The organism is Embleya sp. L77, from assembly GCF_055557415.1.
Map to the genome: position 1 here is coordinate 2,474,233 of NZ_CM145709.1, position 23,953 is coordinate 2,498,185.

General features: G+C 70.2%; 23 protein-coding genes, 1 tRNA gene and 1 pseudogene. 13 read left to right on the top strand and 12 right to left on the bottom strand.

All coding sequences use genetic code 11. The features are described 5' to 3' along the window. The first annotated feature begins 320 nt into the window (after nucleotides 1-320). Complete coding sequence (locus tag ACZOOI_RS10125; RefSeq protein ID WP_396005086.1) at nucleotides 321-791, top strand: YwqJ-related putative deaminase; 471 nt, start codon at nucleotides 321-323, stop codon at nucleotides 789-791. 1 nt (nucleotide 792) lies between these two features. Then, nucleotides 793-1,275: an SUKH-3 domain-containing protein gene (locus ACZOOI_RS10130; protein WP_465280388.1), complete on the top strand. Its 483-nt coding sequence runs from the start codon at nucleotides 793-795 to the stop codon at nucleotides 1,273-1,275. Nucleotides 1,276-1,351: 76 nt separating this feature from the next. Here the strand turns inward: ACZOOI_RS10130 and pth are convergent, their stop codons facing one another. The 5 genes from pth to ACZOOI_RS10155 all read right to left on the bottom strand — a co-directional run bounded on the left by pth (nucleotide 1,352) and on the right by ACZOOI_RS10155 (nucleotide 5,741). Then, nucleotides 1,352-1,948 carry an aminoacyl-tRNA hydrolase gene (gene pth / locus ACZOOI_RS10135; protein ID WP_465280389.1) on the bottom strand — a complete coding sequence of 199 codons (597 nt, stop codon included), beginning with the start codon at nucleotides 1,946-1,948 and terminating at the stop codon, nucleotides 1,352-1,354. Nucleotides 1,949-1,991: 43 nt separating this feature from the next. Next, nucleotides 1,992-2,573 (bottom strand): 50S ribosomal protein L25/general stress protein Ctc, encoded by a 582-nt coding sequence (locus ACZOOI_RS10140; protein WP_465280390.1) that lies wholly within the window; start codon nucleotides 2,571-2,573, stop codon nucleotides 1,992-1,994. A 410-nt stretch (nucleotides 2,574-2,983) separates the two neighbouring features. Then, nucleotides 2,984-3,961, bottom strand: a complete 978-nt coding sequence (locus tag ACZOOI_RS10145; RefSeq protein ID WP_020554595.1) for a ribose-phosphate diphosphokinase — start codon at nucleotides 3,959-3,961, stop codon at nucleotides 2,984-2,986. After that, complete coding sequence (glmU, locus tag ACZOOI_RS10150; protein WP_465280391.1) at nucleotides 3,958-5,496, bottom strand: bifunctional UDP-N-acetylglucosamine diphosphorylase/glucosamine-1-phosphate N-acetyltransferase GlmU; 1,539 nt, start codon at nucleotides 5,494-5,496, stop codon at nucleotides 3,958-3,960. Before glmU ends, ACZOOI_RS10145 begins: the two co-directional genes overlap by 4 nt. 172 nt (nucleotides 5,497-5,668) lie before the next feature. Further along, nucleotides 5,669-5,741, bottom strand: a tRNA-Gln gene (locus ACZOOI_RS10155). 344 nt (nucleotides 5,742-6,085) lie between these two features. On the opposite strand from ACZOOI_RS10155, the gene ACZOOI_RS10160 reads away from it, so the two are divergent. Both ACZOOI_RS10160 and ACZOOI_RS10165 read left to right on the top strand, forming a co-directional pair. Next, on the top strand, nucleotides 6,086-7,051 hold the full coding sequence (locus ACZOOI_RS10160; RefSeq protein WP_465280392.1) for an acyl-CoA desaturase: 966 nt from the start codon (nucleotides 6,086-6,088) through the stop codon (nucleotides 7,049-7,051). Between the two features lie 58 nt (nucleotides 7,052-7,109). Continuing rightward, nucleotides 7,110-7,712: a TetR family transcriptional regulator gene (locus ACZOOI_RS10165; protein ID WP_391585312.1), complete on the top strand. Its 603-nt coding sequence runs from the start codon at nucleotides 7,110-7,112 to the stop codon at nucleotides 7,710-7,712. Between the two features lie 58 nt (nucleotides 7,713-7,770). Here ACZOOI_RS10165 and ACZOOI_RS10170 read toward each other — a convergent pair whose 3' ends face one another. Continuing rightward, nucleotides 7,771-8,349, bottom strand: coding sequence for a hypothetical protein (locus ACZOOI_RS10170; protein WP_465280393.1), 579 nt, complete (start codon nucleotides 8,347-8,349; stop codon nucleotides 7,771-7,773). Between the two features lie 309 nt (nucleotides 8,350-8,658). Here ACZOOI_RS10170 and ACZOOI_RS10175 point away from each other — a divergent pair. Beyond that, nucleotides 8,659-9,330, top strand: a pseudogene (locus tag ACZOOI_RS10175) (Scr1 family TA system antitoxin-like transcriptional regulator); the annotation flags it as partial. Nucleotides 9,331-9,413: 83 nt separating this feature from the next. After that, nucleotides 9,414-9,611 carry a DUF397 domain-containing protein gene (locus ACZOOI_RS10180; RefSeq protein ID WP_465280394.1) on the top strand — a complete coding sequence of 66 codons (198 nt, stop codon included), beginning with the start codon at nucleotides 9,414-9,416 and terminating at the stop codon, nucleotides 9,609-9,611. 244 nt (nucleotides 9,612-9,855) lie between these two features. Here the strand turns inward: ACZOOI_RS10180 and rocD are convergent, their stop codons facing one another. Both rocD and ACZOOI_RS10190 read right to left on the bottom strand, forming a co-directional pair. Next, entirely contained in the window at nucleotides 9,856-11,124 is a 1,269-nt protein-coding gene (gene rocD, locus ACZOOI_RS10185; RefSeq protein ID WP_465280395.1) for an ornithine--oxo-acid transaminase, read from the bottom strand. Between the two features lie 186 nt (nucleotides 11,125-11,310). Further along, nucleotides 11,311-12,132 carry a dimethylarginine dimethylaminohydrolase family protein gene (locus tag ACZOOI_RS10190; protein ID WP_465280396.1) on the bottom strand — a complete coding sequence of 274 codons (822 nt, stop codon included), beginning with the start codon at nucleotides 12,130-12,132 and terminating at the stop codon, nucleotides 11,311-11,313. Between the two features lie 467 nt (nucleotides 12,133-12,599). On the opposite strand from ACZOOI_RS10190, the gene trpS reads away from it, so the two are divergent. Genes trpS through ACZOOI_RS10205 form a run of 3 tightly spaced genes read left to right on the top strand, consistent with a single transcriptional unit; the run spans nucleotide 12,600 to nucleotide 15,264 of the window. Continuing rightward, on the top strand, nucleotides 12,600-13,628 hold the full coding sequence (trpS, locus tag ACZOOI_RS10195; protein WP_465280397.1) for a tryptophan--tRNA ligase: 1,029 nt from the start codon (nucleotides 12,600-12,602) through the stop codon (nucleotides 13,626-13,628). A 10-nt stretch (nucleotides 13,629-13,638) separates the two neighbouring features. Next, complete coding sequence (locus tag ACZOOI_RS10200; protein WP_391585317.1) at nucleotides 13,639-14,181, top strand: 2'-5' RNA ligase family protein; 543 nt, start codon at nucleotides 13,639-13,641, stop codon at nucleotides 14,179-14,181. A gap of 42 nt (nucleotides 14,182-14,223) precedes the next feature. Next, nucleotides 14,224-15,264: a YihY/virulence factor BrkB family protein gene (locus ACZOOI_RS10205; RefSeq protein ID WP_465280398.1), complete on the top strand. Its 1,041-nt coding sequence runs from the start codon at nucleotides 14,224-14,226 to the stop codon at nucleotides 15,262-15,264. A 96-nt stretch (nucleotides 15,265-15,360) separates the two neighbouring features. On the opposite strand, the gene ACZOOI_RS10210 is transcribed toward ACZOOI_RS10205, so the two are convergent. After that, nucleotides 15,361-16,569 (bottom strand): D-alanyl-D-alanine carboxypeptidase family protein, encoded by a 1,209-nt coding sequence (locus ACZOOI_RS10210; RefSeq protein ID WP_465280399.1) that lies wholly within the window; start codon nucleotides 16,567-16,569, stop codon nucleotides 15,361-15,363. Nucleotides 16,570-16,675: 106 nt separating this feature from the next. Here ACZOOI_RS10210 and ACZOOI_RS10215 point away from each other — a divergent pair, with 106 nt between their 5' ends. Continuing rightward, the gene (locus tag ACZOOI_RS10215; RefSeq protein ID WP_465280400.1) at nucleotides 16,676-16,909 is read left to right on the top strand and encodes an SCO4848 family membrane protein; all 234 of its coding nucleotides are present in this window, start codon (nucleotides 16,676-16,678) and stop codon (nucleotides 16,907-16,909) included. After that, nucleotides 16,906-18,210, top strand: coding sequence for a cytochrome P450 family protein (locus tag ACZOOI_RS10220; protein WP_465280401.1), 1,305 nt, complete (start codon nucleotides 16,906-16,908; stop codon nucleotides 18,208-18,210). Before ACZOOI_RS10215 ends, ACZOOI_RS10220 begins: the two co-directional genes overlap by 4 nt. Nucleotides 18,211-18,900: 690 nt before the next feature. On the opposite strand, the gene ACZOOI_RS10225 is transcribed toward ACZOOI_RS10220, so the two are convergent. Continuing rightward, the gene (locus ACZOOI_RS10225; RefSeq protein ID WP_465280402.1) at nucleotides 18,901-19,395 is read right to left on the bottom strand and encodes a MarR family winged helix-turn-helix transcriptional regulator; all 495 of its coding nucleotides are present in this window, start codon (nucleotides 19,393-19,395) and stop codon (nucleotides 18,901-18,903) included. Nucleotides 19,396-19,574: 179 nt separating this feature from the next. On the opposite strand from ACZOOI_RS10225, the gene ACZOOI_RS10230 reads away from it, so the two are divergent. Beyond that, the gene (locus tag ACZOOI_RS10230; protein WP_465280403.1) at nucleotides 19,575-20,534 is read left to right on the top strand and encodes an ADP-ribosylglycohydrolase family protein; all 960 of its coding nucleotides are present in this window, start codon (nucleotides 19,575-19,577) and stop codon (nucleotides 20,532-20,534) included. A 213-nt stretch (nucleotides 20,535-20,747) separates the two neighbouring features. Here the strand turns inward: ACZOOI_RS10230 and ACZOOI_RS10235 are convergent, their stop codons facing one another. After that, nucleotides 20,748-21,737, bottom strand: coding sequence for a malate dehydrogenase (locus ACZOOI_RS10235; protein ID WP_465280404.1), 990 nt, complete (start codon nucleotides 21,735-21,737; stop codon nucleotides 20,748-20,750). Between the two features lie 232 nt (nucleotides 21,738-21,969). Between ACZOOI_RS10235 and ACZOOI_RS10240 the strand changes: the two genes are divergently transcribed. After that, a complete protein-coding gene (locus ACZOOI_RS10240; RefSeq protein ID WP_465280405.1) occupies nucleotides 21,970-23,349 on the top strand; it encodes a type I glutamate--ammonia ligase in 1,380 nt (459 codons plus the stop codon). 132 nt (nucleotides 23,350-23,481) lie between these two features. On the opposite strand, the gene ACZOOI_RS10245 is transcribed toward ACZOOI_RS10240, so the two are convergent. After that, complete coding sequence (locus tag ACZOOI_RS10245) at nucleotides 23,482-23,880, bottom strand: DUF3017 domain-containing protein (protein WP_465280406.1); 399 nt, start codon at nucleotides 23,878-23,880, stop codon at nucleotides 23,482-23,484. Nucleotides 23,881-23,953: the final 73 nt, after the last annotated feature.

The following is a 23,953-nucleotide window of genomic DNA, read 5'->3' on the forward strand; positions in this document are numbered from 1 at the left end:
TCCCCTGCAACCCCCCGGCCGCGCGGGCCCAGCCGCCGCACGGCACCCCCACCCGAACGAAGCTAGCGCCCGATCCGCTCCGCCGCGGGTCAACCGGGAAATCCGCGGGTCGGACCGAACTGCAAAGATCTTTCCGGGAGTCCCGGTTACACGGGTCGCCGATACGTTTGGCACGCTGTTGCACGCACAGTCACCGATCCGGGCGCCGGCATGATCGATCCGTCGACACAAGCCGCCTCGGCCGAAGCAGCACATGAACGAGAAGGGAACGCCACGTGGCCGCGGGTACTCCGACGACGACACTGGCGAAGGAACGTACGGTGGAAGTTGATCCGGAGCTCGAACCGGTGGATCCCGACCCGCGCGAGCGGGTCGCCCCGGGGGGCACCCGGGAGAGCATCCTGCCGGCCGTGGCGGCGGCGCTGTTCGTCGGCAAGCGCATCCGCACCCGGGCCGGCGCCAAGGGCGACACCGTGCCGACGGCGCATCCGCTGGTCCGGGACTTCCTGATGGCCCTCCCGGTCGAGGCACGCGAGCGCTGGCGGGGCCGCTGTCCCGAGGTCGAGCTGGTGTCCGAGCATCTCTTCGAGGCCGAGGCGGCGCGCACCAAGCGGGCGGCTCGGCGACCGTTCACCGTGCAGGAGGCACGACGCTCGCTCAAGGGGGCCAAGCTGACCCTGCGCCGGATCCGTGAGGACGGCGACCCACGACACGACACGTATCAACCGCCGTGCCGGTCCTGCGCACCGATGCTCGAACACTTCGGCGTCGCGTCGACGGAAAGCGGCTGACGTGTCCCGCTTCTCCACCGACGTGGTGCACGAACTCAAGCGGGCCGGCTGGACGGTGGGTCGGCGCCGGCTGACCCAGGCCGAGACGTGGGCCCGGCAGATCAGCGACCACGAGTCGCCCGACGGGCACCGGCACAGCGTGTTCCCGGCGGCGCTGGTGGCCTGGGCCGAGTTCGGTTCGCTGCACTTCGCCATCGGCGGCGCGGGCAAGGACGTCCTCCGCCGCCCGTTCACCATCGACCCCACCCGCGGGCTGCACCTGCCGCGCACGCTCACCGACGTGGGTCGCGCGCTGGGCACCCCGCTGGCCCCGCTGGGCGACGAGGACGACGGCAGCAGCTACCTGGCGATCGATCCGATCGGTCGGGTGTTCGGCCTGGACCACACCGGCGAATGGTTCATCGGCTCGTCGATGGACGCCGCGATCAGCACGCTGGTCCTGGGGCTGGCGCCGGTGCGCATCCGCGACGACGGCCGCTGGTAGCCACCCGGGTACGGCCGAGGGCGGGTCCCCGTGCGGGCCCCGCCCTCGCCGGCGCCTGTCCTGCGACCCGCCACGGTCAGGTGTGGAACTCGTTCTGCGCCCGCTCCAGGCCCTCGCGCACCAGTGCCTCGCACGCGTCGGCCGCCCGGTCCACCTCGAACGCGAGTTCCTTGCGCTCGGTCGCGGAGAAGTCCTTGAGCACGAACGCCGCGACGTCCATCCGCCCGGGCGGGCGGCCGATGCCGAACCGCACCCGCAGGTAGTCGGGTCCGAGCGACTTGGTGATCGACTTCAGGCCGTTGTGCCCATTGTCGCCGCCACCGCGCTTGAGCCGCAGCACGCCGAAGTCGACGTCCAACTCGTCGTGGACCGCGATGATGTTCGCGACCGGGATCTTGTAGAAGTCACGCAGCGCGGTCACCGGACCGCCGGACAGGTTCATGAACGACATCGGCTTGGCCAGCACCACCCGATGCGGGCCGATCCGGGTCTCCACCACCTGGGCGCGCGACTTGTGCGCCTTGAACCTCGACCGATCCCGCTCGGCGAGCAGATCGACGACCATGAACCCGACGTTGTGGCGATTCCCGGCGTACTCGGGCCCGGGATTGCCGAGGCCCACGACCAACCACGGACTGTTCTCCGTGCCGGCGTGGGCCTGCGACTCACTCATGATGTTGTCGTCCCCGCGTTCGTCCTACGACAACGAGACCGGATCAGGCCTCGTCGGCCGCCGCGGTCTCCTCGGCGGTCGGCTCCGGAGCCGACGGGGTGAGGATGTGCAGGATGACCGCTTCGGGGTCGCCCGCGAGCGCGGTGCCCTTCGGCAGCTTGATGTCCTTGGCGTGCACCGAGGCGCCCGGCTCCAGGCCGGTCACGTCGATCTCGATGGTGCCGGGGAGGGCGGTGGCGTCGGCCTCGACGGGAAGCGCCGGGACGACGGTCTCGAGCAGACCGCCCGGGGCGATCTCGCCGACCGTGCTGACCGGAACCTCGACCGTGACCGTCTCGCCCTTCTGGACGATCAGGAGGTCGACGTGCTCCAGGTGACGCTTGATCGGGTGACGCTGAACGTCCTTGGGCAGGGCCAGCTGCGCCTTGCCGTCGATGTCCAGCGAGAACAGGACGTTGGGGGTCTTGAGCGCGAGCATGAGCTCGTGGCCCGGAAGCGCAAGGTGGAGCGGAGCGGAGCCGTGACCGTAGAGGACGGCCGGCACCTTACCCGCGCGACGGGCGCGACGGGCGGCACCCTTGCCGAACTCGGAACGCGGCTCGGCGACGATACGGACCTCGGACACGACGGGTACTCCTCGAACGACGCGGTGGCGGATGGCGGGGCGGGGTCCCCATGGTGCGGATCGACTGCGGACGGTGATGGCCGGAGTCGGTTCGTAGGTGCCCGAGTGGCACCGGGTCCCCTGCAAAAGCCTTGGAGGAGTACACGACACACAACTACCGCGTCGATCACGGAGCAAGTAGCGCGCATCCCTCGCCGGGCAACCCCGTTAGCCTACCCGCTCTTCTCGGTCACCCCGAAATCGGGTCGCGACGAACGCCACTCGAACGAGTGACAGCGCGCCCCCCATTCGACGCAAGATACCTCGAAAAGCAGATGGGCACACGTACGCCGCCCGGCCGAACGACCGGGCGGCGTACGCGAGTTGCAGCTCAAACGGCCCATTCGGGCCGGGTTTGACGGTGCCGTGGGTCAGCTGTGGCCGTCGAACAGGCTCGTGACCGAACCGTCCTCGAACACCTCGCGGATCGCCCGACCCACCATCGGGGCGATCGACAGGATGGTCAGCTTGTCGAACTGACGCCCCTCCTCGATCGGCAGCGAGTTGGTCACGATGACCTCGCTGATCCGCGAGTTCTTCAGCCGGTCCACGGCCGGACCGGACAGCACCGCGTGGGTGGCGGCCACGATCACGTCGGCGGCGCCGTTCTCGTACAGCGCGTCGGCGGCGGCGCAGATCGTGCCACCGGTGTCGATCATGTCGTCGACCAGCACACACGTGCGGCCGGTGACGTCACCGACCACCTCGTGCACGGTGACCTCGTTGGCGATGTTGGGGTCGCGACGCTTGTGGATGATCGCCAGCGGCGCGCCGAGGCGATCCGTCCACTGGTCGGCCACCCGGACCCGGCCGGCGTCCGGCGAGACCACGGTCAGCCGCTCGCGGTCCACCCGCTTGCCGACGTGGTCGGCCAGCAGCGGCAGCGCGAACAGGTGGTCCACCGGACCGTCGAAGAAGCCCTGGATCTGCGACGTGTGCAGGTCCACGGCCATCAGCCGATCGGCGCCCGCGGTCTTGAACAGGTCCGCCATCAGGCGAGCCGAGATCGGCTCGCGACCGCGGTGCTTCTTGTCCTGACGGGCGTAGCCGTAGAACGGCACGATGACCGTGATGCGCTTGGCGGAGGCCCGCTTGAGCGCGTCGATCATGATCAGCTGTTCCATGATCCACGTGTTGATCGGAGCCGTGTGGCTCTGGATCACGAACGCGTCGGCACCTCGTACGGAATCCTCGAAACGTACGTAGATCTCCCCGTTGGCGAACTCGAAGGCCTTGGTGGGAACGAGATCCGCACCGAGCTCCGAGGCCACCTCCTTCGCAAGTTCGGGGTGGGCCCTGCCCGTGAAGAGCATGAGCTTGCGCTCAGGCGTCACCTTGATCCCGCTCACAGCACCGTCTCCTTGCCATTCGCCTCGGCAGAACCGTCGTTCGGCCCGGCCGTTGTGTGCACGTCGCCCGCGTCCCCCTGCGTGGCCGCGAGCGCGCGTTCGGCGGCCTGCGCCGAGGCCGTATCCGCGCGTTTGCGTGCAACCCACCCGTCGATGTTGCGCTGGCGCCCCCGCGCCACCGCCATCGCACCGGGCGGGACATCTTCTGTGATCACCGATCCGGCGGCCGTGTAGGCACCGTCGCCGATCTCGATCGGGGCGACCAGCATGGTGTCGCTGCCCACCCGCACGTGGTCCCCGACCACCGTGTGGTGCTTGTTCACGCCGTCGTAGTTCACGAAGATCGTGGCCGCACCGATATTGGTGCCCACCCCGATGGTCGCATCTCCGACATAGGACAGATGCGGCACCTTGGATCCGGGGCCCACCACGGCGTTCTTCATCTCCACGAAGCCGCCGACCTTGGCCCCCTGCGCGAGCCGGGTGCCCGGTCGCAGGTAGGTGTACGGACCCACGGTGGCCTCGGGGCCGATCTCGGCGCCGTCGCTCGTGGCGTTGTACACGTGGGCCCGCTCGCCGACGACGGTGTCGCGCAGCGTGCAGTTGGGGCCCACCACGGCCTCGGCGGCGATGGCGGTCGCGCCGTGCAGCTGGGTGTTGGGGTGGAGTACGGCATCCGGTTCGAACGTGACGTCCACGTCGATCCAGGTGGTCGCGGGATCGACCACGGTGACCCCGGCACGCATCGCGGCTTCGAGCAGGCGGTCGTTGAACACCCGCCGTGCCTCGGCGAGCTGCACCCGGTCGTTGACGCCCAGGATCTCCCGGTGGTCCACGGCCGCGGCGGCGCCCACCCGATGCCCGGCCTCGCGCAGCACGTGCAGCGTGTCGGTGAGGTATTCCTCACCCTGGCTGTTGTGCGGGGTGATCTGGCCGAGCGCCTCGCGCAACAGCTTGCCGTCGAACGCGTACACGCCGGAGTTGATCTCGGCGATCGCGCGCTGGGCGGCGGAGGCGTCCTTGTGCTCGACGATCGCGGTGACGGCACCGCGCCCGTCGGGGGTGTTCTCCCGGACGATCCGGCCGTAGCCGGTCGGGTCGGGCACGACCGCGGAGAGCACGGTGACGGCGTTGCCCTCGCTCTCGTGGGTCGCGACCAGTGCGGCCAGGCTGTCCGTGGTCAGCAGCGGGGTGTCCCCGCACGTGACCAGGACCACGCCGTCCGGCTCCCGGTTGCTCTCGGCGAGCCCGTCCAGGGCGACGCGCACGGCGTGTCCGGTGCCGTTCTGCTGTTCCTGGACGACCACCCGGGCGGCCGGGTCCAACGCGGACAGGTAGCTCGCGACCTTGTCGCGGCCGTGGCCGACGACGACGATCAGGTCTTCGGGATCCAGCCGTCGAGCGGCCTCGACCACATGCCCGACCATGGCCCGACCGGCCAGGGCGTGCAACACCTTCGGAGTGGTCTTGGAACGCATGCGGGTGCCCTCACCCGCAGCAAGTACGACGACGGCAGCCGGGCGGATGGGGCTCACAGAGCAAGGCTCCTCGGCATCGCTGGCGGGGGATGCCCGACGACTCCGAAGGCCGACTTCGGAGAAACGAAATGACGGCACGACGAAGCCGAGCCGAACAAACCGGGCCCTATGAGGATAGCGCCGTCGGGAGAAGGCTCCACGCGCCGCTGCGGCCGGCACTGCCGAGAGGCTCCGCTACCAGGATTTGAACCTGGACCATGGGGACCAAAACCCCGTGTGCTGCCGAGTTACACCATAGCGGAATGAATCGGGCATTCCGCTTGGCAGGCGGGCTCATCCCGTTTTCACGGCACCCACTATGCCGGCCCCTCGGCGCTTCGTGCGCGAATAACCCCCCGTAGACCCGACGGAACATCTCGCAAGACCGCGGCGCGACTGGCCCGACAAGCCGCTCCGGCGCCTCACGCATGCCTGCGGCCGGATCGGGAAGCCGTCCGATACAAGGGTTTTGCCATCCGCGCGGCGGAAAAATCGGAGGTCGGACAGACACCTCACTTTCCGCTCATGACCTGCCATACTGGCGGAACTTACGGCTCCGTAGGTTACGTCGCCGTAGCATCGCCGCCCCCGACCTGAGGGAATCCCTATGACCCCTTCCCCCGGCACCAGCGTGCTCGAAGAACGGAAGTCCGCCGCCGACTCCGCCCTGCGCGGCACGCTCGGCGGCGAGCGCAAGCACTTCGCCGAGCAGGTCGCCCTGGCGCTCTTCATCGGCATCCCGTTCCTCGCGCTGGTGGCAGCGGTGCCGGTGGCCTGGGGGTGGGGCCTGTCCTGGCACGACGTGGTGATCGCGGTGGTGATGTACGCCATCACCGGCCACGGGATCACCATCGGATTCCATCGCTACTTCACCCACGGATCGTTCAAGGCCAAGCGCCCGGTCCGGATCGCCCTCGCGATCGCGGGCAACATGGCCGTGCAGGGGCCGCTGGTGCGGTGGGTCGCCGACCACCGCAAGCACCACAGGTTCTCCGACAAGGAGGGCGACCCGCACTCGCCGTGGCGCTACGGCACCGGTGTGGGCGCGCTGGCCAAGGGCCTGTGGTGGGCGCACATGGGGTGGCTGTTCGACATCGAGCAGACCTCGCAGGAGAAGTACGCGCCCGACCTGCTCAAGGACCGCGACATGATCCGCGTCTCCCGCCAGTTCCCGCTGTGGGTCGCGGTCTCGCTGGCCGCTCCCGCGCTGGTCGGCGGCCTGTGGGCGTGGTCGTGGCAGGGCGCGCTGACCGCGTTCTTCTGGGCCGGCCTGGTCCGGGTCGCGCTGCTGCACCACGTGACCTGGTCGATCAACTCGATCTGCCACGCGGTCGGCGACCACCCGTTCAAGTCCCGCGACCGTTCGGGCAACGTGTGGTGGCTCGCGATCCCCTCGATGGGCGAGTCCTGGCACAACCTGCACCACGCGGATCAGACCAGCGCACGGCACGGCGTACTGCGCGGCCAGCTCGACAGCAGCGCCCGGGCGATCCGCTGGATGGAGAAGCTCGGCTGGGTCTGGGACGTACGTTGGCCGGACCGGGAACGGGTCGCGGCTCGCCGCGCGGCATGATGGGCCAGTGACCGAGAGCAGCAGGCGGAGTGCACCGCGCGGCGGCGGTCGTGTGCGCATGACCGGGAAAGAGCGCCGCGAGCAGTTGATCGACATCGGTCGGACACTGTTCGCGGAGCGTGGCTACGACGCGACGAGTGTCGAGGAGATCGCCCACAAGGCGGGCGTCTCGAAGCCGGTGGTCTACGAACACTTCGGGGGCAAGGAAGGTCTGTACGCCGTCGTCGTGGACCGGGAGACCAGCGCATTGTTGGACATGGTGACCGGCGCCCTGACCGGCGGGCACCCTCGTGAGCTCTTGGAGCAGGCGGCCTTCGCCCTCCTCGACTACATCGACCAGAACACCGACGGCTTCCGGATCCTGGTCCGGGACTCGCCGGTGGCCCAATCCACCGGCACCTTCGCGTCGCTGATCAGCGACATCGCCTCCCAGGTCGAGGACGTTCTCGGGCTGGAGTTCAAGTCGCGCGGCTACGACCCGAAGCTGGCCCCGATGTACGCCCAGATGCTGGTCGGCATGGTCGCCCTGACCGGGCAGTGGTGGCTGGACGTCCGCCGCCCGAAGAAGGCCGACGTCGCGGCGCACCTGGTCAACCTGGCCTGGAACGGCCTCTCCGGCATAGAACCGAAGCCGAGGCTGGTGGGCCGCCGCAGCTCGTGAGCACGATTTCGGCAATTCGGTGAGGGGCCGGCCCGGTGGGGCCGGCCCCTCACCGGCGTCACCGACCGTTCCGGTCCGGTCGGAACGGCGGCGTCGGCCAGTCGGCGACGGGTCCCAGCGTGTAGTCGGTTCGCTCCAGGTCGGATGTCAACGCGAACCAGGCGTGTCCGTTGGCGGGTTGCACAGTCGCGAGCTTGCCCTGGTCGACGGCCCACAACTCGGTGAGTTCACCGTCGGGACGCAGGGCGGGGTCCTCCGGGCCGACGTAGCGCACACGCCGGTAGAGGACCGGCGGCGGCGGGGCGAGGATCACCAAGTCGTGGATTCGACACAGGAATTCGAGGCCGTCGTGACCGCGCAGGTAGACGCTGGTCCCGATCACGTCCATGAGCGTCCCGTCCCGCGACGAGACGGCGTCGCGGCACGGTGCGTGCCGGTAACGTTCGAAGAACGCACTGCCCACGTCGAGATCCTCGGCAGAGTGCGCGATCACTTCGCGGCGAGGCCGAGCCGCCTCCTGACGGCGCATCACGAGCGCGGCTTGGCGGACGAGATAGGCGAGTCTGGCGTTCTGGATCGCGTCGGCAGCGGTGGCGTCGGCCGGCGAAACGACGTCGGCTCCATTGGCTTCTGGCATCGTGTTGTTGTCCTCTCCGTTGGGGGCACGTAGGGGGCGAGCTGCTGTCCAAGGCGTGTGCTCGCCCCCTGCTCCCGTCACATGGCGGTCAACCGGCCTTCGTGGCAGGCGTATCGGCCGATTCGCCTCTCATGGACGAATTCGCGCCACTACCTTGTGTATCGAAGGAATGGCGCACAGTGCACCGATTCGATGACCCGCCCTGTTGCGCGACGGATCACGCAACACGGGAGGCCGCACGTGACGTTCCGACAACGACGACTCGACCCGGACCTGTCCCCAAGTCACCGCTACGGCGCCGAAATCCGGATGGAGCGCGAGCGAGCCGGTCTCAGCGTTACCGCGCTGGCCGGAATCCTCGGGTTCAACAAATCTCAGATGTCGAAGTTCGAAAACGGGGAGCACCTGCACGAAACTCTGGGACCCAAGCTCGACATTGCCCTGGGCACCGGCGTCATGTTCACGAGGATGTTCGGCTTCGTGAGGTTCGACATTCATCCCGGTCAATACCGCCGGTACATGCGTCTTGAGGCCGAAGCGAGCGCCATCGAAGAGTACGCGGCTGCCACGATCCCGGGACTGCTCCAAACACCGGCCTACGCAAAGGCGTTCCTGTCCGCGTTCGATCCGGACGCTGAACCCGCCGAAATCGACAAACTGGTCGCCGCGCGACTGAGTCGGCAGGGGCGCCTTCGAACCCCCGACCGACCACGGCTGTCCGTCATCTTGGACGAGGCCGCCGTACGGCGACCCATCGGTGGCGCGGAGGTCATGTGCGAGCAACTCAGTTTGTTGCTACCACTTATGGATGCGAATCACACCACGGTCCAGGTGCTGCCCTACTCCCATGGCGCGCACCCTGCCCTTGGGGGATCGCTCATCCTGCTGACACTGCCGGACGAGCTCACTATCGTTTACCTTGAAGGCAGCGATTCAGGCCACTTGATCGAAGACCTGCCAAGCGTTACGGCACGCGCCCGGGCTTTCGCCTCGCTGCGCTCGCACGCTCTCCCACCCAGGGACTCGGCAGTGTTGATCACAGCTGCAATCAAGGAGTTCGAAACATGGGGACCATCTACGACGCGAGCCCGACGACGTGGCGCAAGAGTTCGCACAGCAACGGCAACGGCGGGGCGTGTGTCGAGGTCAGCGATGATTTCCCGGGCCTCGTCCCGGTCCGCGACTCGAAGGACCCGAGCATCGGACACCTGACCATCACGGCAACCTCCTGGACGGCGCTCACGCGCGCGCTCCGCACCTGACACCGTCGTCGGCAGGGCAGGGGCCATCCGGGGCGCCGGGGCGCCTGCCAGGACAGTCGTTCCGGCGCGCTTACAGGGGCACAGGGTGACTTCCGGAGAACCGTCCGGTCTCGGCCCGGACGATCCTTTCGAAAAGTCGATCCGTGGGCACCCGCGCACCGCCGACTCGCCCGATCCACACTCGTGAGACGAACGGCCGCGCCGTCCCGAAGACCCGCGGCCGTTCGTCCTCTGGGCCCCGCTGCTACCTCAGCACCGCCCTCAGCCGGTCCAAGGACCAGTCCAGGTCGTCCTTGGAGATGACCAGGGGCGGGGCGATGCGGATGGTCTGGCCGTGGGTGTCCTTGACCAGGACGCCGCGGTCCATCAGGGCCTGGGAGACCTCGCGGGCGGTGCCGTGTGCCGGGTCGATGTCGACGCCCGCCCACAGGCCGCGACCGCGGACGGCGGTCACCGAGTGGCCGACCAGGGTGGCGAGTTCGCGGTGCAGGTGGTCGCCGAGGTCGGCGGAGCGCTGCTGGAACTCGCCGGAGCGCAGGATCTCCAGCACCTCCAGGCCCACCGCGCACGCCAGCGGATTCCCGCCGAAGGTCGAGCCGTGCTCGCCGGGCGCGAAGACGCCGAGCACCGCACGCGAGGACACCACGGCCGAGATCGGCAGGATGCCACCGCCGAGCGCCTTGCCCAGGATGTACATGTCCGGCACCACGCCCTCGTGCTCGCACGCGAAGGTGCGGCCGGTGCGCCCGAGCCCGGACTGGATCTCGTCGGCGACGAACAGGACGTCGCGCTCCGCGGTGACCCGGCGCACCTCGGCCAGGTAGCCGGGCGGCGGGACCAGCACGCCGGCCTCGCCCTGGATCGGCTCGATCAACACCGCCACCGTGTCGTCGGTGATCGCCGCGCGCAGCGCCGCCGCGTCGCCGTAGGGCACCACGTCGAAGCCCGGGGTGTACGGGCCGAAGTGCCGACGCGCCTCCTCGTCGGTGGAGAAGCTCACGATCGTGGTGGTGCGGCCGTGGAAGTTGCCGGCGGCGACCACGATCCGCGCCTGCCCGTCCGGCACGCCCTTGACCTCGTAGCCCCACTTGCGCGCCGTCTTGACCGCGGTCTCCACCGCCTCCGCGCCGGTGTTCATCACCAGCACCATCTCCATGCCGGCCAGCTGCGCGAGCTGCTCGCAGAACGGCGCGAAGCGGTCGTTGTGGAACGCGCGGCTGGTCAGCGTGACCCGGTCCAGCTGGCGCTTGGCCGCGTCGATCAGGCGGGCGTTGCCGTGCCCGAAGTTGAGTGCGGAGTACCCGGCCAGCATGTCCAGGTAGCGCCGGCCCTCGACATCGGTCATCCACGCACCGTGCGCCTCGGCCACCACGATCGGCAGCGGGTGGTAGTTGTGCGCGCTGACGTCCTCGGCCAGCTCGATCAGTCGGGTGCTCTCGGCTCCCGGACCGGCGGTGCGGCCGACACCGGACGTGTGCTCGGAGGAGGGGACGGGCGAGTGCTGCGTGCTCATGACGTCCTTTCGTAACGGTGGAATTCGAAACGCGGTGCGGATCGGTGGATCAGTGGGATGGGTACGAAGGCGGGGGGCGGAACGAAGGCGGATGAAGGTACGAAAAGAGGAAAGCGCACAACAACGGCGAGAGGGATGAAACTCACCCGAGTGCGCACAGACGGGATACCCCGCGAAGACGTGGGATCAACGATCGGCGCGCAGTTCCAGTACGCAACTGCGCACGCTCGCGCCGTGGGCCGCAAATGCCGACATGTCCAGTTCGATCGTACGGAACCCCCGGCCCGCGAGCCGGGCCGCCAGCGCGGGTGTCGCATCGCCCAGCAGCACGCTGCGTCCGTCGGAGACCGCGTCCAGGCCGAGCGCGAGCGCGTCCGCCTCGTCGACCTCGATCCGCTCCGGGAAGACCCGGGCCAGCCGGCGCTGCGCCCGCGGCGTGAACGCCCCGGGGTAGTAGGCCGCGGTGTGCTCGCCGAGCACGGTCAGCGCCGAGCCGAGCCGGCCGAAGCGCGGGTCGGCGAGTTCGAGCGGGAGCACCGGCAGGCCGAAGAACGCCTCCGCCTCGGCATGCGCGGCCGGCTCGGTCAGCGGTCCCGCCGCGGCCAGCAGTCGCGGTCCGGCCGGGATCAGGTCGCTCTCACCCTCGTGCGCGAACACCGGTTCCAGGCTCGTCCGGAAGCCGTGCCGGTCGAACCACTCCAGGTAGACCGGCGTCTCGGCGGAGCGATCCGCCGCACGATGCCGCGCGCCCAGCACCCGTCCACCCACCACGGTCGCGGCCCGCGCGGCGAACACCATGCCGGGCAGCCCCGGTCGCCCGGACACCAGACTCACCCGATGCCCCAGCGCGATCAGCGTCCCGCGCAGCCGCTCCCACTGACCCATCGCCGCGCTCGTCCGCGCCGCGAACCCGGTCTCCGCCGTCAGCCGCGCATCCGGCCGGGCCGGTGAACCGTCGGCCGCGGGTGCGTCCAGGAACACCGGCGGGCACATCACGTAGTGCCGCACCTCGGCCGCCCGCGGCGCAACGAACCCCCGGCGCCGCTGCCGGGGCGCCCGCGCCCGCTCGACTCCGGGCGATATGCGCTCCGACCGCGGCGCGGCTCGGCCCGATCGACCGCAGCACGAGGTGAGGCGCACGCGATATCCCCTTCTCGCGGACGGCGGCAGCGCACGGGCGCACGGGATTTCCGCGCACCCACATCGATCTGCCGTGCCGTTGGTGTAGCCGTGCATGGCGGCAGGCCGGGGGCCGCATGCGGTCGTCACCGTGGATATGCGGTCGACGACCCTGAGTATCGGCCCTGCACAGCCTAGGTTGCGTTCGAAGGGGCGGTAAAGGCGCCTGTGTTGTGCACTGCCGCACGATCGTTGCGTCTTCCCCGGGGCGCCCACGCGCTTTGTTGTGCGCCCGGCGCGGGGGTCGCGTGGCTCCCCTGACCGGATCCGCCCCACACGCCTGAGAGAATGGCGTCATGGCATCGACGCGTCCCCGTGTTCTGTCCGGAATCCAGCCCACCGCGGATTCGTTCCACCTGGGCAACTACCTGGGTGCGATCCGCCAGTGGATGCCGCTCCAGGACAGCCACGATGCCTTCTACTGTGTGGTCGACCTGCACGCGATCACGGTTCCGCAGGATCCGAAGGAACTGCGCACCCGCACCCGGACGTCCGCCGCGCAGCTGCTCGCGGCCGGCCTGGACCCCGAACGCTGCACCCTGTTCGTGCAGAGCCACGTGCCCGAGCACGCGCAGCTCGCCTGGATCATGAACTGCGTGACCGGCTTCGGCGAGGCCGCGCGGATGACCCAGTTCAAGGACAAGTCGGCGAAGCAGGGCAGCGACCGCACCACGGTCGGCCTGTTCACCTACCCGGTGCTCCAGGTCGCGGACATCCTGCTCTACCAGGCGGACGCGGTGCCGGTCGGCGAGGACCAGCGCCAGCATCTGGAGCTGACCCGCGACATCGCGCAGCGCTTCAACTCCACCTTCGGTGAGACCTACGTCATCCCCAAGCCGTTCATCGTCAAGGAGACGGCCAAGATCGTCGACCTCCAGGACCCGACGATCAAGATGAGCAAGTCGGCCTCGGCGCCCAAGGGCATCGTCAATCTGCTCGACGACCCCAAGGTCAGCGCGAAGAAGATCCGCAGCGCGGTCACCGACACCGGCACCGAGGTGCGCTTCGACGAGACCGACAAGCCGGGCGTGTCCAACCTGCTCACCATCCATTCGGCACTGTCCGGCACCTCGATCGCCGCGTTGGAGGAGCGATTCGCGGGCAGGGGCTACGGCGACCTGAAGAAGGAGGTGGCCGAGGTGCTCGTCGAATTCGTGGAGCCCTTCCAGGACCGCGTGCGCACCTACCTGGACGACCCGGACGAGCTGGACAGGGTGCTCGCCCGAGGCGCGGAGAAGGCCCGCGCGGTGGCGTCCGAGACGCTGGCCAAGACGTACGACCGTGTCGGCTTCCTGCCCCCGGTGACCGGCCGGACGGGAGTCTGAGGCGCAACACATGGCGAAGCGCACCATCGGGGTGTCGATTGCGATCCCAGAGCCCTACGGCAGTGAGCTCCAGGCTCGTCGCGCCGGGTTCGGGGATCCGCTCGCGAACGCCATCCCGACCCACGTGACCCTCCTGCCACCCACCGAGGTGGCCGACGAGGCGATGGCCGAGGTCGAGGAACATCTACGCGCGGTCGCCGCCGGCGAGGCGCCGTTCGACATACACCTGCGCAGCACCGGCACCTTCCGGCCGACCTCGCCGGTGGTCTTCGTCCAGGTCGCGCGCGGCATCCCGGAGTGTGAGCGGATCGAGGCCGCGGTGCGATCCGGGCCGCTGGAGCGCGAGTTGCACTTCCCGTACCACCCGCATGTGACCGTCGCGCACCACCTGCCGGACCATATGCTCGACCTCGCGTTCGCCGAACTCGTGGACTACGACGCGGTCTTCCCGATCTGGGGCTTCAGTCTGTACGAGCACGGCGCGGACGGAGTGTGGCGTCCGCAACGTGACTTCGCGTTCGGCCAGTCGTTGCCAGGTCCCCTGCCCGTGTGACGCCGTCGTGGCCACCCGGGAGGTCACAGAGTGGAGTCGCGTGTGGGCCGGACCTCGGAGGGGCAGCAGTCACCCGTGGCGATCAAGGAACGACTGGCGAGGATCCCGGTCATCGGCCCCACGTGGCGGGCGTATTCGCGGTACGGCGACCGACAGGGCAATCGGCTCGCCGCGGCGGTGACCTACTACGGCTTCCTGTCGATGTTCCCGCTGATCACGCTCGCGGCGGCGCTGGTGGCCGCGGCGCTGGACGCGTCCCAGGTCCAACGCATGCAGAACAAGATCTCCGAACAGATCCCCGGCATCGCGGACAAGCTCGACCTGGACGCGCTGGTGCGCAACGCGGGCGCGGTGGGCGCGATCGGCGGCGTGCTGCTGCTGATGTCCGGGACCGGATGGGTGGACGCGACCCGCTCGTCCATCCGGGCGATCTGGGACGTGGAGGAGGAGCCGGGCAATGTGGTCGTGCGCAAGATCGCCGACGTGGGTGTGCTGATCGGTCTCGGCCTCGCACTCATGTTGTCGGTGGGCGCGTCCGCGTTCGCGACCATCGTGATCCGCGAGATCTCCGACTCGATCGGGCTCGAACACCAGCCGGTCGGCCGGATCCTGCTCCAGGTCGCCGCGTTCGCGGTCGCGGTCGGCGCGAGCGTGGTGCTGTTCCTCTATCTGCTGGTCGGCCTGCCTCGGCTGACCATGCACCGCGCGGTCGCGGTCAAGGGCGCGCTGATCGGCGCGGTCGGCTTCGAGGTGCTCAAGCTGTTGGTGTCCGGATACATCGCGGGTGTCGCGGGGAAGAGCGCGTACGGCGCATTCGGCGTGCCGGTCGCACTGCTCCTGTGGATCTACTTCGTGATCCGGCTGCTGCTGTTCTGCGCGTCGTGGACGGCCAACGCGCAGGAGGCCGCGGAGGTCGAGGAGAACGCCGAGGCGGCAGCCGAGAAGGCGGCGGCCGAACCACCGCTGGACCTGTCCCGCTACCCCGCGAAACGCTCCCACCCGGCCCGCACCTACGGCCTGGCCATCGCCGGCACCGCCACCCTGGGCATCCTCCTGGAACGCTTCACCCGAAACCGCCTCTGACCAGCCGGCGCTTGAGGCCACCGCTCAGCCCAGGCGGCGCTTGAGGCCACCTCTCAGCCCGGCCGGCGCATGAGGCCAACCCAGCCGGCCGGCCCCCTACGGCAGGATGTCGTCCTCGAACCGAACCCCCGAATCCCCCTCGCGCCGCCGAAGGGCGAACAGCACGCCACCCCCCAACACGAGCGCCGCCGGCACACCGAGCCCCGCCCACAGCCCCCAGTTGAAGCCCTTGTCCTCCGAAGAGGACGCCGCCTGCGCGGTCTTGGACTCGCCCGACTTGGCGTCGGTCGGCTTCGAGCCCTTGTCCTTCTTCTCGCCCGGCGAGGAGAGCGGCTCGACGAGTGTGCCGATCGGCTTCGCCTGGCCAAGCGCCGCGAAGCCCCAGTCGAGCAGCTTCCCGGTGTCCTCGTAGGTCTTGCCCTTGCCCTCGACGTGCATCAGGCTCACCAGCAGCGTGTGGCCGCCGCGTTGCGCGCCACCGACGAAGGTGTTGCCCGCGTTGGTGGTGTAGCCGTTCTTGACGCCGATCATGCCGGGATACTGGCCGAGCATCGTATTGGTGTTCTGGATCTGGAACTTGGCCCCCGCCACACCCGGGAAGTCGGCCACCTTCGTACTCGCGTACGACCGGAAGTCGTTGTTCTTGAGCCCCTCGCGCGCGAACAGCGCGAGGTCGTAGGCGCTGGAGACCTGCCCGGGCGCGTCGTACCCGTCCGGCGAGACCACGTTCGTGTCGCCCGCCTGAAGCTGCTTGGCCCGCTCGTTCATCTGCTGCACCGTGGTGGGCACGCCGCCGTTCATCGCGCACAACACGCGCACCGCGTCGTTGCCCGAGCGCAGGAAAACGCCCCGCCACAGGTCCTCGACCTTGTAGGTCTCGTTCTCCTTTATCCCGACCAGGCTGCTGCCCGCGCCCAGGTCCTGTAGATCGGCGAGCGTCACCTGGTGGGTGGTGTTCCGGTCGATCTTGGGCAGCACCGTGTCGGCGAACAACATCTTGAGCGTGCTGGCCGGCGGCAACTTCCAGTGCGGGTTCTTCGCCGCCAGGATCTTGCCGGTGTCCGCGTCCGCGACCACCCAGGCCCAGCCCTCGACGGCGGGCAACGGCGGTGCGCCGGGCGGCAGATCGCTCTGTACGCCGGGCTGGGCCAGGCGCGCTCCGCCGAGATCGGACATCGGCGTGGGCGGCTGCGGTTCCGGGGTGGGGCCGGCCGCCCGGGCGGCCGGGGCAAGACCGAACGCGAAAACGAGCGAGGCAGCACAGAACACGGCCGGCTTCCGAGAAGCCCGGAACCAATCAGACATGTGATGAGCGTACTGGCGGCCCCCGGCTGCGGTTCGTCGACCGCGCCGCCGCATACTGAACCGGGACAAATTTGCTGGGGTTCGACCGAGGAACGGGTGCTTCACGTTGAGGATCGGCCGAGGTGTTTCCACCTGTCTGGTGTTGTTCGGCATCTGGAGCTGGATCCTGTGGCCGAACTTCCTCAAGAACATCTGGGCCGACGACCGGTCCTGGAACGACGGTGCGACGACGTTCTTCCTGATCCATCTGGCGCTGACGATCGTCTCGTTCGTGGCGGGCAACGCGATCGGTTGGCTCGGCATCAAGGGCCTGCGGGCGGCGCGGACCCCGCAGCCGTGACCGACGACCCCGCCCGGTGCCCGGCGCACGCGGTGCCCGCCGGACCCGAGTTGTTCTCCCGCGAGTTCATCGCCGATCCGTATCCGGCCTACGCACACCTGCGCGAGCACGCGCCCGTGCACCGCACCACGCTGCCCAGCGGCGTCGAGGCATGGCTGGTCACCCGGTACGCCGATGCCAAGCAGGCGCTCGCCGACCAGCGGCTGAGCAAGGACCCGCGGCGCTCGGAGGCGGCCTGGAAGCAGGGCAAGGTCGGAGTGCCCGGCGAACAGCGCTCCGGCGTCGGCGCGCACCTGCTCAACCTCGACCCACCGGACCACACCCGGCTGCGCCGGCTGGTCTCGAAGGCGTTCACGCCGCGCCGGGCCGAGGAGTTCCGACCTCGGATCCAGGCCCTGACGGACCGGCTTCTCGACGACTTCGCGCGCACCGGCGAGGCCGACCTGATCCACGACTTCGCGTTCCCGCTGCCCATCTACGCGATCTGCGACCTGCTCGGCGTGCCCGAGGAGGACCAGGCGGACTTCCGCACCTGGGCCGGGATGATGATCCGGCACGGCTCGGGTCCGCGCGGCGGGGTGGCCCGGGCGGTGCGGCACATGCGTACGTACCTGGCCGAGTTGATCCATCGCAAGCGCGCGACCCTCACCGACGCGGACGACGACCTGATCTCGGGGCTGATCCGGGCGAGCGACCACGGCGAGCACCTGACCGAGGACGAGGCCGCGGCGATGGCCTTCATCCTGCTCTTCGCCGGCTTCGAGACGACCGTCAACCTGATCGGCAACGGTCTGCTCACGCTGCTCACGCACGACGCCGAGCGGCTCGCGGTGCAGGCCGACCCGGCGCTGCTCGCCCCCACGGTCGAGGAACTGCTGCGCTACGACGGGCCGGTCGAGGTGGCCACGTGGCGGTTCAGCACCACCGAGCTGGAGATCGGCGGCACGCGCGTCCCGGCGGGCGAACCGGTGCTGGTGGTGCTCGCGGCGGCCGACCGGGACCCGCGCAGGTTCGCCGAGCCCGATCTGCTCGATCCGGCCCGCGCGGACAACCAGCACCTCGCGTTCGGACACGGCATCCACTATTGCATCGGCGCACCGCTGGCTCGGCTCGAAGGCCAGATCGCCATCGGCACACTGCTGAGTCGGCTGCCGGACGTACGACTGGCGCTGCCCAGGGACGAACTGCGGTGGCGCGGCGGGCTGATCATGCGGGGGTTGCAGCGGCTGCCGGTGACGTTCACGCCGGAGGCCCGCACCCCGGACGCGGGATCCGCGGCGACGGGATCGCCGACGAACTGAGCCGGCCCACCCGCCGGATCGATGACGGCTCGGGACCGGGCGGCCGGGCCGAATTCCGCGGCCCCGCACACGAACGCGACGGCGGGCCGGTGGATCGTAATCCACCGGCCCGCCGCCGCGACCCGCCCCTCCATCCTTCTCCCCGAGTCGCCCCCCGACCCCCTCGTTTCATCGCCCCCTGCGCGCTTCCCCGCCCCGCGGGCCCCCGCGGCCCCCGCGTCCCTCCCCGCTTCCCCTGTGCTCGTCCCGCGTTCCCCCCGCCTCCCCCCGCGATTCCCCCCACCTGTCCCCCTGCTTTCCTGCCCCCACGCCCCCGGCGTGTCACTCCTCGGCCGCCGCCTTCCGACCGCGCTCCGGCGTTACTTCCCCAAGACGCCTTCGCGGATCGTGAGCGGGGTCGATTCCCCCTCCCCCGAGGGACGGGGCTAGTCGTGCCCGGTCAATGCGGCGAGTTCGGCGGGGGTGGGTCGGTCGCTCCGTGCGCATGCCACGCGCCCCTCCCGACGCGTGCCGCCAACCGGACGAGTGCTGCACCTCATGCCCTGCTCCTGTTCCCCGAGGCGAACCCTTGCGGTTCCGCTCCCAACAGAGACTTGTCTACAGGCAGGCGTTCCCGACACACAACGGGTGCTTGACACATTTGATCACCAAGAGTGAATCATGGTCACGAAATGGCCAAAGAGGTTTGTTTCAGGCGTGGTTGTCGAACGGCGCGACCAGGGAACGCAAAAGCCCGGCGAGAACCGCCTGCTGATCGACCGTCAGGCCCGCCAGGATGGCTCGCTCCTGGCCGAGCAGCTCGGCCATCGCCGCATCGACCCGATCACGACCGTCGTCGGTCAACCGGACCAGCACGCCGCGTCGGTCGTCCGGATCGGGCAGTCGCAACACCAGGCCCTTGGCGGCGAGTCGGTCGATCCGGTTGGTCATCGTCCCGGAGGTCACCAGCGTCTGGGTGAGCAACTGGCCGGGCGAGAGCTGATACGGCGCGCCGTCCCGGCGCAGCGCGGAGAGCACGTCGAACTCCCACGGTTCGAGGTCGCGCGCGGAGAACGCGGTACGCCGGGCGCGGTCCAGATGCCTCGCCAGTCGGGTGACCCGGCTCAGTACTTCGAGGGGTTCGACGTCGAGGTCCGGGCGCTCCCGCTTCCATGCCGCGACAAGCCGGTCGACCTCGTCTTTCATGGGATCATTCTAGCGAGTCGTTCGACGCCAAGCCTCTTGATATCGAGATAAGACTGAGCAATATCCGACACTTTCCCTCGGATCCGAGCGAGTCCGACCGGCTTCGAGCGACTTCGAGCGACTTGTAGCGCCCGGGAAATCCCTGGCCCGGGTCGGACCCGGCCGGCAGGGTGAGGCGCATGAACCCCAGCCGTCCGGACCGTACCCGACGCGTCGCCAACGCCGCTCGCGCCCTGCACGGGCTCGCCCTCGGCGACGCCTTCGGCCAACAATGGTTCTCTTACCGGGGCACCGAGGCAACCGAGCGTCAGGCCCGCCGGATCGCACCGGAGGCCGAGTTCTGGCACTGGACCGACGACACCGCGATGGCGCTGTCCGTACTGCGCATCCTGCACCTGTACGAGGACGTCGACCAGGACGCACTGGCCGCGCACTTCGCCGCGTCCTACGCGGCCGACCCGCATCGCGGCTACGGCCCGTCGATGCACGGCGTGCTGCGCGCGATCCACGAGGGCGAGTCGTGGCGCGAGGTGACGCGCCGTCAATTCGAGGGCCAGGGCTCGTGGGGCAACGGCGCCGCGATGCGGGTCGCACCGCTGGGCGCATGGCATGCGGACGAGGACCTCTCCCACGTCGCGGCCGAGGCCGAGCGCTCCGCCGCGACCACGCACGCCCACCCGGAGGCGGCGGCGGGCGCGGTCGCGGTGGCGATCGCGGCGGCCCTGGCGACCCGCGGGCGGGACGAACCGGCCCCGGATCCGGTCGCGTTCCTGACCGAGGTGGCCCGGCACACGCCGGAGAGCGACGTGGCCTCCGGCGTCCGCACCGCATCCCGACTGCCGGCCGGCTCCTCGGTCCGCAACGCGGTGAGCGTGCTGGGCAACGGCACCCGGATCAGCGCCCCCGACACGGTCCCGTTCGCCCTGTGGACGGCGGCCCACCACCTGGACGCCCTGGACGACGCCCTGTGGGAGACGGCCCGGGGCATGGGCGACGTCGACACGACGTGCGCGATCACGGCGGGCGTGGTGGCGTCGCGCACCGGTTCGGCCGACATCCACAGCTTCTGGCTCACGGCCCGCGAGCCCATCCCGGGTTGGGTCGACACGGGCGGCGCGACGTCGCCGGGCCGGACGTGAAATGGGCCCGCCGACCTCGTTCGAGGTCGGCGGGCCCACCGGTGCCGAGCCGGCTCCGGGACGAATCCCCGGTGCTCGGCATCCGCACCACGACCGTGCCGAGCAGGCTCCCGGAACACACCGAGGGCGGGCCGTTCGGCCCGCCCTCGGTCACCACCGACCAGCCGCCGGGGCCGACGAAACCGACGGGCGGTTCCCGGCCCCGGCTCGGGGTCAGATCAGGCCCAGCTCGCGCACCGCGTCGCGCTCCTCGGCCAGTTCCTGCACCGACGCGTCGATCCGGCCGCGGGAGAACTCGTTGATGTCCAGGCCCTGGACGATCTCCCACTTGCCGTCCTTGCAGACGACCGGGAAGGACGAGATGAGGCCCTCGGGCACCCCGTAGGAGCCGTCCGAGACGACACCCATCGAGGTCCAGTCGCCGTCGGCGGTGCCGTTGACCCAGGTGTGCACGTGGTCGATCGCCGCGTTGGCCGCGGACGCCGCCGAGGAGGCGCCGCGCGCCTCGATGATCGCCGCGCCGCGCTTGGCGACGGTCGGGATGAAGGTGTCCGCGAGCCAGGTCTGGTCGTCGACCACCTCGGCGGCGTTCTTGCCGGCGATCTGCGCGTGGAAGACGTCCGGGTACTGGGTGGCCGAGTGGTTGCCCCAGATGGTCAGCTTCGCGATGTCGGTGACCGCGACGCCGGTCTTCTTCGCGAGCTGGGTCAGCGCGCGGTTGTGGTCCAGGCGGGTCATCGCGGTGAAGCGCTCGGCCGGTACGTCCGGCGCGTGCTGCTGCGCGATCAGCGCGTTGGTGTTGGCCGGGTTACCGACCACGAGCACCTTGATGTCGTCCGCGGCACCGGCGTTGATCGCCTCGCCCTGCGGCTTGAAGATGCCACCGTTGGCGGCCAGCAGGTCGCCGCGCTCCATGCCCTTGGTCCGCGGGCGGGCGCCGACCAGCAGGGCCACGTTCGCACCGGCGAAGCCGTCGGTCGGGTTGTCGAAGATGTCGATCCCGTCGAGCAGCGGGAACGCACAGTCGTCCAGCTCCATCGCGGTGCCCTCGGCGGCCTTGACCGCCTGCGGAATCTCCAGGAGGCGCAGGCGCACGGGGGTGTCGGGGCCGAGCAGGTGACCGGAGGCGATGCGGAACAGCAGCGCATAGCCGATCTGACCGGCCGCGCCCGTGACGGTGACGTTGACGGGGGTACGGGACATTGCGCGCGGGTCTCCTCTGCTGCGGCGGGATCCGACGCCGATGGCAGTCCGCCGGTAGCTCGGCATCGAGATACTTTTCGCCGCCACATTACTCCGGACCCCGGGGCCGCTCCGCCAACCACCGGTGTGAGGTTCGCCCCGAACCGATTTCCGCCCGCCGCGTTTTCGATTCCACGGAACCGACCGGTAGGTTCATCACCCGTCGGAGTCGGTCGATCCCGGAGAGTGACACATGTCCGCGTCGGACCCATCCGAGCCGGCCGGCGGACCCGCCTCCGGTCTCCCGGGCGCATCGGTGCCGGCCGATGCCGCCGCGCCGGACCCGATCGACGTGGTCGCCCTCGGCTGGGTGGACAACGCCGGCATCACCCGGGTCAAGACGATCCCCTACGCCCGCCTGGACGCGGTCGCCACGCACGGAGTGGGCTTCTCCCCCGTGTTCGACGTGTTCCTCGCCGACGACTCGATCACCGCCGGCAAGCTGGTCGGCGGGCCGACCGGCGACCTCCGGCTGATCCCCGACCTGGCGGCGCTGCGCCCGCTGGCCGCGCAACCCGGCTGGGCTTGGGCGCCCGGCGACCGCTACACCCAGGACGGCGTGCCCTACGCGGGCTGCCAGCGCACCTTCGCCCGGCGGATGGCCGCCCGCGCCGGGCTGCGCGGATTGTCGCTGCGGATGGGCTTCGAGGTCGAGTGGGTCACCGGCACCGAGGACGCGGCCGGCCGCTTCGCGCCCGCCTTCCACAAGGCGGCGTACGGGATGACCCGGGTGGTCCGGGTCTCCGGCCAACTGCGCGAGCTGATCCGCGCGCTCGCCGCCCAGGACGTGCGCGTGTTGCAGGTGCACCCGGAGTACGCGGCGGGCCAATTGGAGGTCTCCGTGGCACCGGAGGGTCCGGTCGGCGCGGCGGACACCACGGTGCTGGTGCGCGAGACGATCCGCGCGGTCGCCGCCCGGCACGGGCACACGGTCACCTTCGCGCCGTGCGTGCTGCCCGGCGAGGTGGGCAACGGCGCCCACCTGCACTTCTCGCCGTGGCGCGACGGGATGAACCTGTGCCACGGCGGCGAGGGGCCACAGGGCCTGACCCGCGAGGGCGAGGCGTTCCTGGCGGGCGTCCTGCGCGAGTTGCCCGCGCTGCTGGCGATCGGCGCCCCGAGCGCGGCCAGCCATCTGCGGCTGGTGCCCGCGCAGTGGGCGGGCGTGTACCGCTGCTGGGGTCTGGAGAATCGGGAGGCGGCGCTGCGGCTGGTCACCGGGATGGCGGGCGAGCGCCGGCACACGGCGAACGCGGAGCTCAAGTGCTTCGACGCGACGGCCAATCCGTATCTGGTGGTAGGCACGGTGATCGCGGCCGGGCTGGCCGGCATCGAGGACGGGCTGCGACTGCCGGTGGAGGTGCCCGGCGATCCGTCGGCCGCGGATGGCGTGCCCCGGCTGCCGGAGTCGCCGGCCGCCGCACTGGCCGCCCTGGAGGCGAGCGCCGTGCTGCGCGAGGCACTGGGCGAGACCCTGTTCGACGCGGTCACCGCGGTCCGCCGGGCCGAGATCGTCCGCTCCACCGGGATGACCCCGAGCGAGATCGCCGGCGAGGCGCGCCGGCTGTACTGACGTACTGACGTGCCGTCGGGTCGAGCGGGGGTCTCCCTCCGCTCGACCCGACGTCCGCGGGTCCCATCGGGTTCGGGCGCCCACAAGGTCCGTTGCGTCCACGGTCGCGAGACCACCGGGCCCGCGGGTGGTCTACAGGCGGCCCAGGCCCTTCGAACCGGTGCGTTTGGGTACCCACGGCAGATCGACGAGCGGCTCGGGGATGCTCAACCCCAGGAGCAGTACCGCGGCGCCGAAGAACAGCAGCACACCCACGTCGGTGAACCGGCTGCGAATCGCCAGGACTCCCACGTCGGATACGAACAGCCGCAGTATCGCGGCGACCAGGAAGGTGCCCGCGATCAGGATCGCGGCGATCCGGAAGCCGTCGAGCGCGGCGGTCAGCAGCGCTGCGATCAGGCAGCCGAAGACCACCATCGCGGGCCACTCCCGCAGCGGTCCGGGTCCGGCCGGCGAGGCACCACCCTCGGGCAGGTAGGTGCCCGGCTCCTTCTTCCTGCCGTCCTTGCGCCGCCCCCGAGCGGTTGCCACAGGTCCCACCTCTCCTCGCTGAGCGTGCGCGACACCGCGTCGGACCCGCACCCCGCACCCGCCGGCCGCGGGC